Here is a 12,404-nt window from a genome sequence, read left to right as displayed (position 1 = left end):
ATCCTGATTCAAACCCCGGCTTTCGGCGACTTCAAGGAATCATTGCCGGTAACGGTTGCGGTTTTGGTCGCCGCCTCGGCATTGGCCTTCAGCGTCTTCAACTCTTCACCCGCCCGCTGAATTTTCGCCCGCACGTTGTTCATGTCCTGACGGCTTTTCTCCAGCAGGCTTTTCGCCGAGCTGTGGCCGGTAATTCCACGCGCCAGGGCCACGCCGCCGATGGCCACCTGGATCAGGCCAAAGATCCCGCCACGCCGCAGTCCCTTGCCCACCATCACCACGCCACCGGCCAGGGAGCCAATGCGTTCCCAGCCCTGCACGTTTTGCTCGGAAGGGCTCTGGAACGGGGTGGATTCGATACGCTCGACGGGTTTGAGTTCGCTCATGGTCTGTCTCCAGGCTTCAGTGATCGATAGTCAAACTGACAGCCTGGGCGGGCAGCTCGTTCAATCGGATGTGTGGCGATTCAGCGGAATTTTGGTCCGGAGCGGGTATTGAGCCCCTTGGACATGCGGTCGTAGAGCACGACGTTGACCGTGGCGGCCAGGTTCATGCAACCGGTGGTCGGAATGTAGACCACGTCTTCGCACCAGTCGCGAATCTCTTTATCCAGCGATCCGTCTTCCGGACCGAAGATGTAGAGCGCGCGATCCGGGTGGGTGTATTCCGGCAACGGGCGGGCGCCCTCGACCAGTTCCACGGCGACGGGCACACAATTGAGGGGCAGGATTTTCTTCAGGTCGTCGATGCCGATCAGCGGGATGTCGTAGTGCACGCGCTTGGTATCGGTGACGAAGTCGGCGGCGCGCTCATAGCGCTTGCCGGTGTAGAACACCGACGCCACGCCATAACAGCCAGCGGCGCGCATCACCGAACCGACGTTCTCCGGTGATTTGGGGTTATACAAACCAATGCAGCTGTACCGTTTGTCTGCCACGAGCGGGGTGCCTTTCGGGAAAAAAGCGGGATTATACGGGGATTGGGCGGCAGCGGTCAGTTTGGATATTGGCGGTGGCAGGGCTATTGCCATCGCGAGCAAGCTCGCTCCCACATTTGATCTGTGTCGTTCACAAAATCAACTGTAGGAGCGAGCTTGCTCGCGATGAGGCCGGATCAGGCGCTGAAAATCTTCAGTCTTCTTTCTTCATCAACCCCGCCAACGCCGCAAACGGGTTGTGCGTGGCCTTGGCGATTTTCGGCGTGCTCAGCGAGCCTTCGTCGAAATACTGCTGGTCGGTATACCGCGAGTGTTCGTTATCGTGGCAGTACAGGCACAACAACTCCCAGTTCGAGCCGTCCTGCGGGTTGTTGTCGTGGTTGTGGTCGCGGTGGTGCACGGTCAGTTCGCTCAGGCGCTTGCCGGAGAACTCACGGGCGCAGCGGCCACAGACGTGCGGGTACATCTTCAGGGCCTTGTCGCGGTAGCCCATTTCCTTGTCGCGCTGGTTGTCGGCGAGGATGCGATCCAGCTTCGAAGTGTTGGTCGGGGTGGACGAACTCATGGGTTCACCTTTGTAGAAAGACTAATGACGGTTATAGGGTGAAGTTTAGCCTAGCCCTTGAGCTTCTCGGCAATCCAGATGGTGTGGCGGGTGCCCTTGTTGCCGTGGGCGAAGACCTGCACTTCCTCGGCCTTGAAACCCGCCTTCTTCAGTTTGTCGGAAAACTGCCGGTCAGCGCTGGCCGACCAGACGGCCAACACGCCTTTTGGTCTCAGGGCCTTGGCGCAGGCACTGAGGCCTGCGGCGGAGTAGAGCCAGCTGTTGGCTTTCTGGGTCAGGCCTTCGGGACCGTTGTCGACGTCGAGCATGATGGCATCGAAACCCTGGGGCTCGGCCTGCAGGACTTTGGCCACGTCTTCCATGCGAATCACGGTCCGCGGGTCTTGAAGCGGGTTTCCGGCTTTCTCGCCGAGTGGCCCGCGATTCCACTCCACAACGCCAGGCACTAATTCAGCGACCACCACTTCGGCAGTCTTGCCCAGGTGCCTGAGCGCCGAAGCGAGGGTGAAACCCATGCCCAGGCCGCCGATGAGCACCCGTGAACCCGGTCGGCCGGCGACCTTGCGACACGGGATCTCGGCCAGGGCATCTTCGGAGCCGTGCATGCGCGTGTTCATCAATTGTCCGCCGTCGCCGCCCTGGATCTTGATGACAAAATCCTCGCCGTATTCGAACAGGCACAGGGCGCCGCCGTTTTCAGGGATGGGGGTGGTGTCCAGCAGAACGAAACGTTTCATGGGGCTCACTTGAAGAAAATTGGCAGAACTCGGGAGGGCAAACAGACGCAGTTGGGAGTAGCCTGTTTATGACGACAAGGCCAACGGAGCCATTGATGAAGCGCACCATTCTAACGGTCATTGCCCTGGCCGCGCTCTCGATAACTGCAGTGCAGGCGCAACAGCTGCAATCGATTCCCGTCAGCCCCGCGCCGATACCCGGTTCGCCCGGCACCGCGACGCCCACGCCGTACCCGCAAATCAGCCCGGCGCCTTTGCCTAAAGTCGGCCCCGGCAGTAGCGGTCCGCCGTTGGTGCCGATTGAAATGCCCAGCCCGCCGATCAAGGACCAGCCTATACCGGGCCTGGAGCCCAATCCGCCGAAAACCAAATCGCCGGGCGGCTAGACCTGCTGCGAAAGCAGTTGACCGTCGGCCATGCGCAGTCGTTTGGAGAGGGACACGGCGAGGGCGCGGATGATCTTGGCGGCGATTTTCGGTGCGTCGTTGAGCATCTTTTCCAGCGAGTCCTTGCCCAGGTTGAGCAACTGGCAGTTGCTTGCGGCCACGCAACTGGCCGAGCGCCGTTCGCCGTCGAGCACGGCCATTTCACCGAACGAGCGGCCGCTGCGCAACGTGGCGATGGTAACTCGCTGCCCGTCAGCGTTGGTTTTCTGCACCGCCACCTGACCGGTATGGATGATGCACATGAAACTGCCGGCATCGCCCTCCTGGAAGATTTCCTCGCCCTGGGCAATGGTGCTGATACTGAAGTAGCCCGAAGCCGCGGCGAAGTCGGCTGGCTGCAGTTGATTGAACAGGCCGCAATCCATCAGCCAGTCGCGAATTTCGTTGTTCAGAAAGGTTGGTTCAGACATGTCGTCACGGTCTTTATTGTTGTGTCTGTTACTGGCTCGAATTTGAAGTCACCGAAAACCCCTTGTGGGAGCGAGCTTGCTCGCGATTGCGGCTTCACAGGCAACGGTAATGTTGAATGTGCTGACGCCATCGCGAGCAAGCTCTCTCCCACAGGGTACTGGTGTTGTATCGGCTACCAGTGTGTGGAATTAAGACCGGTTCATCGGCCCGGGTTCCTCAGGCCATGCCCAAAACCTTGAACAAAAATGCATATTCGAGTGCTACGTCACGCAATCCCTGGTATCGCCCGCTCATCCCGCCATGCCCGGCACCCAATTCAGTCTTGAGTAGCAGGGGATTGCTGTCGGTCTTGGTCGCGCGCAATTTCGCCACCCACTTGGCTGCTTCCCAATACTGCACGCGGCTGTCGTTGTAACCGGCGATCACCAGGGTGGCCGGATAAGCTTGCGCGGTGACATTTTCATACGGGGCGTAGGCCTTGATCCGATCATGGACGTCCGGCTCTTCAGGGTTGCCCCACTCGTCGTACTCCGTCACGGTCAATGGCAGATCAGGGTCGAGCATGGTGTTGAGTACGTCGACGAACGGCACTTCGGCGATGGCGGCGCCAAACAGCTCCGGCCGTTGGTTGAGCACCGCGCCGATCAGCAAGCCACCGGCGCTGCCGCCACTGATAGCCAACTGCGGTGCAGTGGTGAAGCCTTGGGCGATCAGGTGTTCGGCGCAGGCGATAAAGTCGCTGAAGGTGTTGTGCTTGTGCTCCTGCTTGCCGGCGCGATACCAGGCTTCCCCCAGTTCGCCGCCGCCACGCACGTGGGCAATGGCAAACGCCATGCCGCGATCCAGCAGACTCAGGCGCGCGTGGGAAAACCACGGGTCGAGGCTTTCGCCGTAGGCACCATAGCCGTAGAGGTACAGCGGCACGGGTTTGCCCAGGTCTGCGCGCTTGATCACCAGGCTGATGGGCACTTGCGTGCCGTCCGGCGCCGTGGCCCACAGGCGTTGGCTGACGTAGGCGTCGGCATCGAACGGGCCGAGCACCGGGGTTTGCTTGAGGACTTTCTGCTCGCCGGTCGCCAGTTCAAGCTGGCGGATTTGCGCCGGACGGTTCAACGCTTCGTAGCGCAGGCGAATCCGGTCGCTTTCGAACTCCAGGCTGTTTTGCACGTGCAGGCTGTAGGCCGCATCCGGCAGTTGCACACGATAAGGCGCCAGGCTTTGTGGGTGGACTTCAATGACCGGCAAGCCGCCAACCCGCAGGCTCAGGGTCATGGCCCCGGTGTTAAGGCTGATGCCGTCGATCATCACCGTGTCGCTGTGGGGGATCAGGTTCTGCCAGTCGGCTTCGGTGGGCGCGGCGCCGGTATCGACGGCCGTGTACAAGGCGAAATTGATGCCGTCACGGTTGCTGCGAATGAACCAGGTCCATTGACCGTCGAGTACGCCGTGATCGACGTCGTACTCATGCTCCTCGACCCGTGGCGCGATGCAGGCAAAGGCGTGCTGCGGTTGGTTGGCGTCAAGCACCCAGGCTTCGCTGGTGGTCTTGCTGCCCACGGACAGCAGCAATTGCTGCTCGGAGCTTGAACGGTAGCAATGCATGAAGAAGCGCCCGTCCGGCTCATGGAACACTTCTTCGGCCGCCGTGCCGTCCAGTCGATAGCGATACAGCTTGTGCGGACGATGGGTGTCATCCAGTTCGCCAAAGAATAGCGTCAGGCTATCGTTGGCCCAGGTCATGCTGCCGTCGCAGTCCTGGAATTCCAGCTCGCTGACACGGCCGTCGGACAATTCCTTCACGAACAGCGTGTAAATCTCCTCGCCGCTGGAGTCGATGCTGTAGGCCAGACGCTGGTGGTCCGGGCTGATGCTGAACGCCCCGAGCGAAAAGAAACCACCCTTGGCCAGTTCGTTGGGGTCCAGCAGCAGTTGTTCGCGGCTTTCGTCGAGGGTCAGGCTGTCATCGGCCGGACGCGGGCAGCGGTAGTGCCTGGCGTACTCATCGCCTGCCGTGGTGCGGGTGTAATACAGATAGGGGCCCCATGGCGAGGGCAGGGACAGATCGGTCTCGAGAATCCGCCCCTTGATCTCTTGGAACAGGGTTTCGCGCAATGCGGCCTGGTCGGCGGTTTGCGCTTGCTGATAGCTGTTTTCGGCTTTCAGGTAGTCGAGCACTGCCTCGGTGTCGCGCTCCTGCAGCCAGGCATACGGGTCGGAGCCTTCAGCCTTGTGGGCAATCGGAGCGTCGTGAATGTTGGCGGATAGGGGCATGAAGGGTTCTCGAGCAGTGTACGGAATAGGTTTGGAACCTGTGGGAGCGAGCTTGCTCGCGATGAGGCCAGTACATCCAACATCAATGTTGACTGTCAGTCCGCCATCGCGAGCAAGCTCGCTCCCACAGGGTTCTATGTCTTGACCGAAGGCATTGATGCAGCCTGATGGGCGAAAAGCCGTTATCATAAGCGCCTCTTTGCCTGCCTTGCCATGGACACCATGACCGAGAACGACTATCTGATCGCTTGGGGCCTCTACGCCTTCGCCGCTTTGGGCTGCCTGTTGGTGTGGATGCGCTTGACCCGCTGGATGTGGCGTTGGCTGCGTGAGCCGCTACGGCTGGCGATGGTCGTGCTGCTGTTCAGCCCGACCATCATCGACCCGGTCAAGGACAAAATCGCACCGGCTCTCGCCATTACCGCGCTCGACCTGCTGTTCAAGGTCGGCAACAACGCCTGGCGGGCGATTTCCGATCTGTTCATGTACGGCATGATCGCGTTCGGCCTCTATCTGGTGCTGGTGGCGATCCGTTTCCCCATCGAGCGCGCCTCCAATGCCCGCAGGGAGCAGGCTGCCGCCGCCAAAGCCGCCGTCCGTGCCGACGAGCCCGAGGACGATCAACCGTTCGGCGGTGCCGGCGATGATCGTTATGGTCGTCCGCCCGTGCCGAGCACTCCTCAGCGGATGCGAGTCGAACCCCGTCTGTAACCTTGCCCCTGCGATTGAGCGAGAGTCCGAGCATGTGTGAGTTATTGGGCATGAGCGCCAATGTCCCGACCGATATCGTGTTCAGCTTCACCGGGCTGATGCAGCGCGGCGGACGCACCGGCCCGCACCGCGATGGCTGGGGCATTGCCTTCTATGAAGGCCGTGGACTGCGGCTGTTCCAGGACCCGGCGGCGAGCTGCGAGTCGGAGGTCGCGAACCTGGTGCAGCGCTATCCGATCAAGAGCGAAGTGGTGATCGGGCACATCCGCCAGGCCAACGTCGGCAAGGTCTCCCTGTCCAACACGCATCCGTTCGTCCGTGAGCTGTGGGGGCGCAACTGGTGTTTCGCCCATAACGGCCAGTTGGCGGACTTCCAGCCAGTGACCAGTTTCTATCGCCCGGTCGGCGATACCGACAGCGAAGCGGCTTTCTGCGATTTGCTCAACCGTGTGCGTGCGGCGTTCCCCGAGCCGGTCGAGGTCGAAGAGCTGCTGCCTGACCTGGTGGCAGCGTGCGCCGAATACCGCAGCAAAGGCGTGTTCAACTGCCTGCTCAGCGACGGTGACTGGCTGTTCTGCTATTGCTCGACCAAGCTGGCGCAAATCACCCGTCGTGCACCGTTTGGCCCGGCACGCTTGAAGGATGTCGACGTGATCGTCGACTTTCAGGCCGAAACCACGCCTAACGATGTGGTGACCGTCATCGCCACCGAACCCCTGACCGAAAACGAAACCTGGACCCGTTACGAACCGGGTCAATGGAGCCTGTGGCGACGCGGCGAATGTGTCAGCCAGGGCCAGACCGAATAAGGACTCCTTGCATGTTGCTCAGTTATCTACGGCTGGTGTTGTTTGCGGCGGGCCTGTTGATCGGTGTCCAGGTACCGGGCTTCATCAGCGATTACACCAAGCGGGTCGAGGCGCACCTGATCGAGGCGCAGGCCAGTCTGAGCGGCTTCCAGAACACCGCCAATCAGTTCTTCAAGGGTGACATGCAGGCTCTGGTCGCGCATTACCGCGCCAGCGAAGACCCGATCTTTCGCAGCGACGCCGACAGCCTGGGCAACCTGCTGACCCGTCAGGTGGCGCTGGACAAGCAATTCCAGGCGATGCAGGGCCCGTGGTACATCCGCTTCCTGCAAGTGGTGCTGGCCGCCGATCCGGATATCCGCAAGGAAACCTGGAATGGCTACAGCTACCAGATCCTGTTGACGCCCGAAGCGATGGTCTGGGGCATGAGCGGCGCGTTGCTGCTGTCGTTCGGGATCGAGTGCCTGTTCCGACTGATCGACTGGGTGGTGCTGGGCGGCAAGCGTCTGCGCCAGAGCCGGCCGATCGAAGAGCGGGATTTGCGCGGTTTGTAATACTGCGCGGTCCCTGTGGCGAGGGGGCTTGCCCCCGTTGGGTTGCGCAGCAGCCCCAAAACCAGATACCCCATTTTTTCAGGTGTACTGCGTTTATCAGATTTACGACTGCGGCGCAGTCGATCGGGGGCAAGCCCCCTCGCCACAGGACGTCATCAGTCAGCCAGAGTGATGTAGTCGTCACCCACCTTCCGCGCATACTGCTCCACCACGTGCTGGCACAACGTCACGATCTCCTCGACCCACTCCGCGCCAACCCGCCATGACACCACCACTTGCAGGTTGGGCGGGCGTTGGTCGATGGCCAGCAAGGTCAATTCCCCCCGCTCCAGTTCCTCGGCCACCAGCACCGGTGGCAATGCGCCGATGCCGAAGCCGTCGCGCAACAAACGGGTGATGGCCGACACCGAATTCACGCAGTTCAGTCGCGGTGTCATGACGCCATTGGCCTGCATCAGCGCCAGCACTTCCTGATGCGGATGGGAGTTTTTCGAATAAGTGATGATCCGCTCACGTGCCAGTTCGGCGACGTTCGTGTAATTGCGGTTGTAGATCGAGTTGCTGGCGACAATCCAGCCCATGGGGTGGCTGGCCAGTTCCAGGCTGCGCACGCTTTCCTGGCGCAGCAGGTCGGTCTGCAGGATCACATCGAGAAAGCCTTTTTGCAGCTGATCGCAGAGGTTGAGCGAGGTATCGGCTACCAGTTCGATTTCCACCAGCGGGTAGTGATCGGTCATCTGCGCCACCAACGGGCTGAGCCAGGTATGGATCACTGTGTCCATCACGCCGATGCGCACCCGTCCGGCCTTGCTCGAGCGGGTCTCGATCGACTGCTTGAGCGCCTGCATGGTGTCCATCATCTGCTCGGCGTAATCGAGCACCTTGAGGCCTTCGGGCGTCAGGCTCACGCCGCGCGAATCCCGCAGAAACAGCTTTACCCCCAGCTCGCTTTCAAGCACTGCGATGCGGCTGGAAATCGAGGCCTGAGTGGTGAAGAGCTTGTCGGCGGTCAGGCGGAAACTCTTGAGTCGGGCGACCCAGACAAAGGTCTCGAGAAACTTCAGGTTCATGGGATAAAGATTTCTTATGTCTAAGGCGGGTTTTTATTAGTTGGACGCAGCAGGGGCGCGCGTCCAAAAATCGGCGCATCCGGTTCCCACGATAGGCGTCGTCGGGGCTCAGAACAATACCAATAAAATCAGCGCGGAGATTTGCCATGAGTGCGCCCGACACCACCGCCATTCCGAAAGCCTCGGCCCGTCCGGGACCTTTCGACTGGTATCGCAACATCAATCAGCAGGAACGCCGCACCTTCTGGAGCTGCAAGATCGGCTATGGCCTGGACGGCATGGACACCCAGATGCTCAGCTTTGTGGTGCCAACCCTGATTGCCATGTGGGGTATCACCACCGGCCAGGCCGGGCTGATTCACACCAGCACGCTGATCGCTTCGGCCATCGGCGGCTGGGTAGCGGGGATTCTCTCCGATCGCATCGGTCGTGTGCGCACCTTGCAATTGACGGTGTTGTGGTTTGCCTTCTTCACCTTCCTCTGCGGCTTTGCCCAGAGCTACGAGCAACTGCTGATTGCACGGACCCTGATGGGCTTCGGTTTCGGCGGTGAGTGGACGGCCGGCGCGGTGCTGATCGGTGAAGTCATTCGAGCCAAGGACCGTGGCAAGGCCGTGGGCATGGTGCAGTCCGGCTGGGCGCTGGGTTGGGGGTTGACGGCGATTCTGTATGCGCTGCTGTTCTCGGTATTGCCACCGGAAGACGCCTGGCGCGCGCTGTTCATCCTCGGCATCGTGCCGGCAATCTTCGTGATATTCGTCCGCCGCCTGGTCAAGGACCCGGAAATCTATCGTGAAGCCAAAGCCAGGCAGGAGCCGAGCAACCCGTCGAAGTTCTACGAGATTTTCGCCCCCGGCATGCTCTTCACCACGATTCGCGCTTCGTTGCTGACCACCGGCGCCCTGGGCGGCTACTACGCGATCACGTCCTGGTTGCCGACTTTCCTGAAGAACGAGCGTGGTTTGAGCGTACTCAATACCAGCGGTTATCTGGCGATGGTGATCGTCGGGTCCTACGTGGGTTATGTCATCAGCGCCTATTTGACCGACATCCTCGGACGTAAAAAGAACTTCATCCTGTTCGCCGTCGGCTCGTTCACCATTGTGTTGCTGTACACGCAACTGCCGGTCAGCAACGGCGTGATGCTGTGGCTGGGCTTTCCGCTGGGCTTCTTTGCCTCCGGGATCTTCAGTGGCATGGGTGCATTCCTGACCGAGTTGTTCCCCACGCGCATTCGCGGTTCGGGCCAGGGTTTTTGCTACAACATCGGACGGGCGCTGGCGGCGTTGTTTCCACTGTTGATTGGCCTGCTCAGCCAGACCGTGCCGCTGAGTGTAGGCATCGGTGCCTTTGCGGCGGTTTCCTACGGCGTGGTGATCCTCGCGGCCTTGAGTTTGCCGGAAACCCGTGGCAAGCAACTCGACGCCCAGTAACTGATAATCTGCGGGGCTGTCTTACGGATATGTCCCGCAGCTGAAAAGAATAAAGCCTACAGGAGTGTTCAGTGTGAGCCGCCTGCTATTGAACTGCGACATCGGCGAGAGTTTCGGCAGCTGGACCATGGGTCTGGACGCGGAAATCATGCCCTTCATCGATTGCGCCAACATCGCCTGCGGTTTTCACGCCGGCGACCCGAGCATCATGCGCAAGACCGTCAGCCTGGCCCTCAGCCACGGTGTGCAAGTTGGCGCGCATCCGGCCTATCAGGACCTGGTGGGGTTCGGCCGTCGATCCATGGCCTATGCCCCCCAGGAACTTCAAGACATTCTGCATTACCAGATCGGCGCCCTCGACGGCATCTGCCGGGCCCAGGGTGGTCGTGTCAGTTACGTCAAACCCCATGGCGCGATGTACAACGACATGATGGCCAACCCGGCACAACTGCGCGCGGTGCTGCAAGCGGTAGCGTCCTATGATCGCAACCTGCCGTTGATGTTGATGGCCACCCGCGACAACAGCGCCGCCCAACAACTGGGCGATGAATACGGCGTGACCCTGTGGTTCGAGGCTTTTGCCGACCGCGCTTATGACAGCGCCGGCAGGCTGGTGTCGCGACAACTGCCGGGAGCGGTGCATCACGATCCGGAAAAAATCATCGAGCAGGCGCTGACCATCGCCCGTGGCGATCCGCTCACCGCCAGCGATGGCAGCGCCCTGCATTTGCAGGCCAACACTCTTTGCGTGCACGGCGACAACGCCAGTTCGGTCGCTGCCGTGCAACGCATCCGTGAAGCCTTGAACCGGCAGAGCGCGTCATGAAGCTGCGGGTAGAAGTGGTGGCGCTGGATTGCCTGATGGTGCGCCTGTTCGATGAAATTGCCGAAACCAACATGCCGTGGATGCTGGCGGCCAGTGAAAGTCTGCGCACGGCATTCGCCGGGCATCTGATTGATCTGGTGCCGTCCTACACCACCTTGATGGTGCATTACGACTTGACCGCGCTGAGTCCCGCCCAGGCCCGGGAGTTGATTGCCCAGGCACTGATCGATCTGTCGCCCAATGCGCGTACGCGCGGTACCTGCCATGTGTTGCCGGTGTGGTACGACTTGAGCGTCGGTCCGGAATTGAGCCTGTTGTCGCACCGCAGCGGGTTGGCGGTGGAGGAGGTGATCCGTCGTCACTGCGAGCGTGAATATCAGGTGTTTGCCTTGGGCTTTGCGCCGGGTTTCGCCTTCATGGGGCTGGTGGAAGAGGTGCTCGCCGCACCGCGTCTGAACACGCCCCGCAAGAAAGTCGCCGCCGGCAGTGTCGGCATCGCCGAACGGCAAACGGCGGCCTACCCGGTGGTATCGCCGGGGGGCTGGAACCTGATCGGCCGCACGCCGGCCAAATTGTTCGATCGCAACCGTGACGGCTACAGCCTGATGCAACCCGGTGACACCGTACGGTTTGAAGCAATCGACCATGCCGAATTCATTAACCTGGGCGGTGACGATACGCCACTGGAGGCCCAGGCATGAGCCGTCTGACCATTGAAGCGAGTACGGCACTGTGCCTGTTGCAGGATGCCGGTCGATTTGGCGTGCGGCATCTGGGCGTGACCCAGGGCGGAGCCACCGATTGGCGTTCGATGTCCTGGGCCAACTGGCTGTTGGGCAACGGGCTGGATGCGCCGGTAATCGAAATCACCCTTGGCGGATTCACCCTCGTGGCCGAGGAAGATTGCGTGCTGGCCTTGGCCGGAGCGGATCTTGGCGCGCAGGTGGACGGCGAAGCGCTGGCGCCATGGCGCAGTTTCAGGTTGCACAAAGGTCAGCGTTTGCAATTCACCCGGCCGCTACTCGGCGCCCGGGCCTATCTGGCGGCGCCGGGTGGGTTTGATGCACCGAAAGTGCTGGGCAGCAGCGCGACGGTGGTCCGTGAAGAACTGGGTGGCCTGGACGGAATGGGCCATGCGCTGGGTAAAGGCGCGTCCTTGAGCTACTCGGGGAACTCGCTGGTATTGCTGCGGGAGTTGCCAAGCCAATGCGTGCCGGATTTCACCGGCGAGCCATTGCTGGATCTGGTGCTTGGTGCGCAGATTGGCGAGTTCAGCGGGCAGAGTCTGTTCGATGCGTTCAACAGCGTGTGGAGTCTTGACAGCCGAGCCGACCGGATGGGCATTCGCCTGTTGGGCACGGCGCTGCAGTACCAGGGCAAACCGATGATTTCCGAAGGTATTCCGTTGGGGGCGGTGCAAGTGCCGCCTGACGGGCAGCCGATTGTGTTGCTCAATGATCGACAGACCATCGGTGGTTATCCGCGATTGGGGGCGTTGACACCGTTGGCACTGGCGCGGCTTGCGCAGTGCCTGCCAGGGGCGCGGGTGCGGTTGCGGCCGGTGGTGCAGGATGTGGCGCATCGAGAACAGGTCGAGTATTTGCGGCGCTTTTTGAAAGGCTAAAAGCTTCGCG

The 12,404-nt window shown here is 61.0% G+C and carries 15 protein-coding genes; 8 read left to right on the top strand and 7 right to left on the bottom strand.

The annotated features are described in order from the left end of the window. Nucleotides 1-8: 8 nt before the first annotated feature. The 4 genes from J4D25_RS08115 to J4D25_RS08100 all read right to left on the bottom strand — a co-directional run bounded on the left by J4D25_RS08115 (nt 9) and on the right by J4D25_RS08100 (nt 2,239). Nucleotides 9-386: a DUF2892 domain-containing protein gene (locus tag J4D25_RS08115; protein ID WP_057716002.1), complete on the bottom strand. Its 378-nt coding sequence runs from the start codon at nt 384-386 to the stop codon at nt 9-11. 80 nt (nt 387-466) lie between these two features. Beyond that, nucleotides 467-937, bottom strand: a complete 471-nt coding sequence (locus J4D25_RS08110; RefSeq protein WP_007993783.1) for an RNA methyltransferase — start codon at nt 935-937, stop codon at nt 467-469. A gap of 193 nt (nt 938-1,130) precedes the next feature. Further along, a complete protein-coding gene (locus J4D25_RS08105) occupies nt 1,131-1,502 on the bottom strand; it encodes a YajD family HNH nuclease (protein ID WP_007898702.1) in 372 nt (123 codons plus the stop codon). Nucleotides 1,503-1,552: 50 nt separating this feature from the next. After that, complete coding sequence (locus J4D25_RS08100) at nt 1,553-2,239, bottom strand: spermidine synthase (RefSeq protein ID WP_057716001.1); 687 nt, start codon at nt 2,237-2,239, stop codon at nt 1,553-1,555. Nucleotides 2,240-2,334: 95 nt separating this feature from the next. Between J4D25_RS08100 and J4D25_RS08095 the strand changes: the two genes are divergently transcribed. Continuing rightward, the gene (locus J4D25_RS08095) at nt 2,335-2,625 is read left to right on the top strand and encodes a hypothetical protein (RefSeq protein ID WP_057716000.1); all 291 of its coding nucleotides are present in this window, start codon (nt 2,335-2,337) and stop codon (nt 2,623-2,625) included. On the opposite strand, the gene J4D25_RS08090 is transcribed toward J4D25_RS08095, so the two are convergent. Further along, on the bottom strand, nt 2,622-3,095 hold the full coding sequence (locus J4D25_RS08090; protein ID WP_057715999.1) for a Crp/Fnr family transcriptional regulator: 474 nt from the start codon (nt 3,093-3,095) through the stop codon (nt 2,622-2,624). The genes J4D25_RS08095 and J4D25_RS08090 overlap by 4 nt on opposite strands. A 217-nt stretch (nt 3,096-3,312) precedes the next feature. Continuing rightward, the gene (locus J4D25_RS08085; protein WP_057715998.1) at nt 3,313-5,367 is read right to left on the bottom strand and encodes a S9 family peptidase; all 2,055 of its coding nucleotides are present in this window, start codon (nt 5,365-5,367) and stop codon (nt 3,313-3,315) included. Between the two features lie 213 nt (nt 5,368-5,580). Here J4D25_RS08085 and J4D25_RS08080 point away from each other — a divergent pair, with 213 nt between their 5' ends. Genes J4D25_RS08080 through J4D25_RS08070 form a run of 3 tightly spaced genes read left to right on the top strand, consistent with a single transcriptional unit; the run spans nt 5,581 to nt 7,441 of the window. Then, complete coding sequence (locus J4D25_RS08080; RefSeq protein ID WP_057715997.1) at nt 5,581-6,078, top strand: hypothetical protein; 498 nt, start codon at nt 5,581-5,583, stop codon at nt 6,076-6,078. 32 nt (nt 6,079-6,110) lie between these two features. After that, nucleotides 6,111-6,887: a class II glutamine amidotransferase gene (locus J4D25_RS08075; protein WP_057715996.1), complete on the top strand. Its 777-nt coding sequence runs from the start codon at nt 6,111-6,113 to the stop codon at nt 6,885-6,887. Between the two features lie 11 nt (nt 6,888-6,898). Continuing rightward, nucleotides 6,899-7,441 (top strand): DUF2937 family protein, encoded by a 543-nt coding sequence (locus tag J4D25_RS08070; protein WP_057715995.1) that lies wholly within the window; start codon nt 6,899-6,901, stop codon nt 7,439-7,441. 155 nt (nt 7,442-7,596) lie between these two features. On the opposite strand, the gene J4D25_RS08065 is transcribed toward J4D25_RS08070, so the two are convergent. Next, a complete protein-coding gene (locus J4D25_RS08065) occupies nt 7,597-8,511 on the bottom strand; it encodes a LysR family transcriptional regulator (protein WP_057715994.1) in 915 nt (304 codons plus the stop codon). A gap of 146 nt (nt 8,512-8,657) precedes the next feature. Between J4D25_RS08065 and J4D25_RS08060 the strand changes: the two genes are divergently transcribed. The 4 genes from J4D25_RS08060 (at nt 8,658) to J4D25_RS08045 (ending at nt 12,394) form a co-directional block, all read left to right on the top strand. Further along, a complete protein-coding gene (locus J4D25_RS08060) occupies nt 8,658-9,944 on the top strand; it encodes an MFS transporter (protein WP_057715993.1) in 1,287 nt (428 codons plus the stop codon). Nucleotides 9,945-10,017: 73 nt separating this feature from the next. Next, nucleotides 10,018-10,770, top strand: a complete 753-nt coding sequence (locus J4D25_RS08055; RefSeq protein ID WP_057715992.1) for a 5-oxoprolinase subunit PxpA — start codon at nt 10,018-10,020, stop codon at nt 10,768-10,770. Continuing rightward, entirely contained in the window at nt 10,767-11,471 is a 705-nt protein-coding gene (locus J4D25_RS08050; protein WP_057715991.1) for an allophanate hydrolase subunit 1, read from the top strand. The genes J4D25_RS08055 and J4D25_RS08050 overlap by 4 nt, the downstream gene beginning before the upstream one ends. Then, nucleotides 11,468-12,394 (top strand): biotin-dependent carboxyltransferase family protein, encoded by a 927-nt coding sequence (locus tag J4D25_RS08045; protein ID WP_057715990.1) that lies wholly within the window; start codon nt 11,468-11,470, stop codon nt 12,392-12,394. The genes J4D25_RS08050 and J4D25_RS08045 overlap by 4 nt, the downstream gene beginning before the upstream one ends. Nucleotides 12,395-12,404 lie beyond the last annotated feature (10 nt).

The sequence above is a fragment of the Pseudomonas sp. GW456-L13 genome, from assembly GCF_017350115.1.
Classification (GTDB): domain Bacteria; phylum Pseudomonadota; class Gammaproteobacteria; order Pseudomonadales; family Pseudomonadaceae; genus Aquipseudomonas; species Aquipseudomonas jessenii.
The sequence above is the reverse complement of the archived record's forward strand: the minus strand, read 5'-3'. Positions and strand labels throughout refer to the sequence as shown.

Coding starts and splice junctions, on each gene's coding strand:
- J4D25_RS08115 (WP_057716002.1), bottom strand. CDS start 386: ATGAGCGAACTCAAACCCGTCGAGCGTATCGAATCCACCCCGTTCCAG.
- J4D25_RS08105 (WP_007898702.1), bottom strand. CDS start 1,502: ATGAGTTCGTCCACCCCGACCAACACTTCGAAGCTGGATCGCATCCTC.
- J4D25_RS08100 (WP_057716001.1), bottom strand. CDS start 2,239: ATGAAACGTTTCGTTCTGCTGGACACCACCCCCATCCCTGAAAACGGC.
- J4D25_RS08095 (WP_057716000.1), top strand. CDS start 2,335: ATGAAGCGCACCATTCTAACGGTCATTGCCCTGGCCGCGCTCTCGATA.
- J4D25_RS08090 (WP_057715999.1), bottom strand. CDS start 3,095: ATGTCTGAACCAACCTTTCTGAACAACGAAATTCGCGACTGGCTGATG.
- J4D25_RS08085 (WP_057715998.1), bottom strand. CDS start 5,367: ATGCCCCTATCCGCCAACATTCACGACGCTCCGATTGCCCACAAGGCT.
- J4D25_RS08080 (WP_057715997.1), top strand. CDS start 5,581: ATGGACACCATGACCGAGAACGACTATCTGATCGCTTGGGGCCTCTAC.
- J4D25_RS08075 (WP_057715996.1), top strand. CDS start 6,111: ATGTGTGAGTTATTGGGCATGAGCGCCAATGTCCCGACCGATATCGTG.
- J4D25_RS08070 (WP_057715995.1), top strand. CDS start 6,899: ATGTTGCTCAGTTATCTACGGCTGGTGTTGTTTGCGGCGGGCCTGTTG.
- J4D25_RS08065 (WP_057715994.1), bottom strand. CDS start 8,511: ATGAACCTGAAGTTTCTCGAGACCTTTGTCTGGGTCGCCCGACTCAAG.
- J4D25_RS08060 (WP_057715993.1), top strand. CDS start 8,658: ATGAGTGCGCCCGACACCACCGCCATTCCGAAAGCCTCGGCCCGTCCG.
- J4D25_RS08050 (WP_057715991.1), top strand. CDS start 10,767: ATGAAGCTGCGGGTAGAAGTGGTGGCGCTGGATTGCCTGATGGTGCGC.
- J4D25_RS08045 (WP_057715990.1), top strand. CDS start 11,468: ATGAGCCGTCTGACCATTGAAGCGAGTACGGCACTGTGCCTGTTGCAG.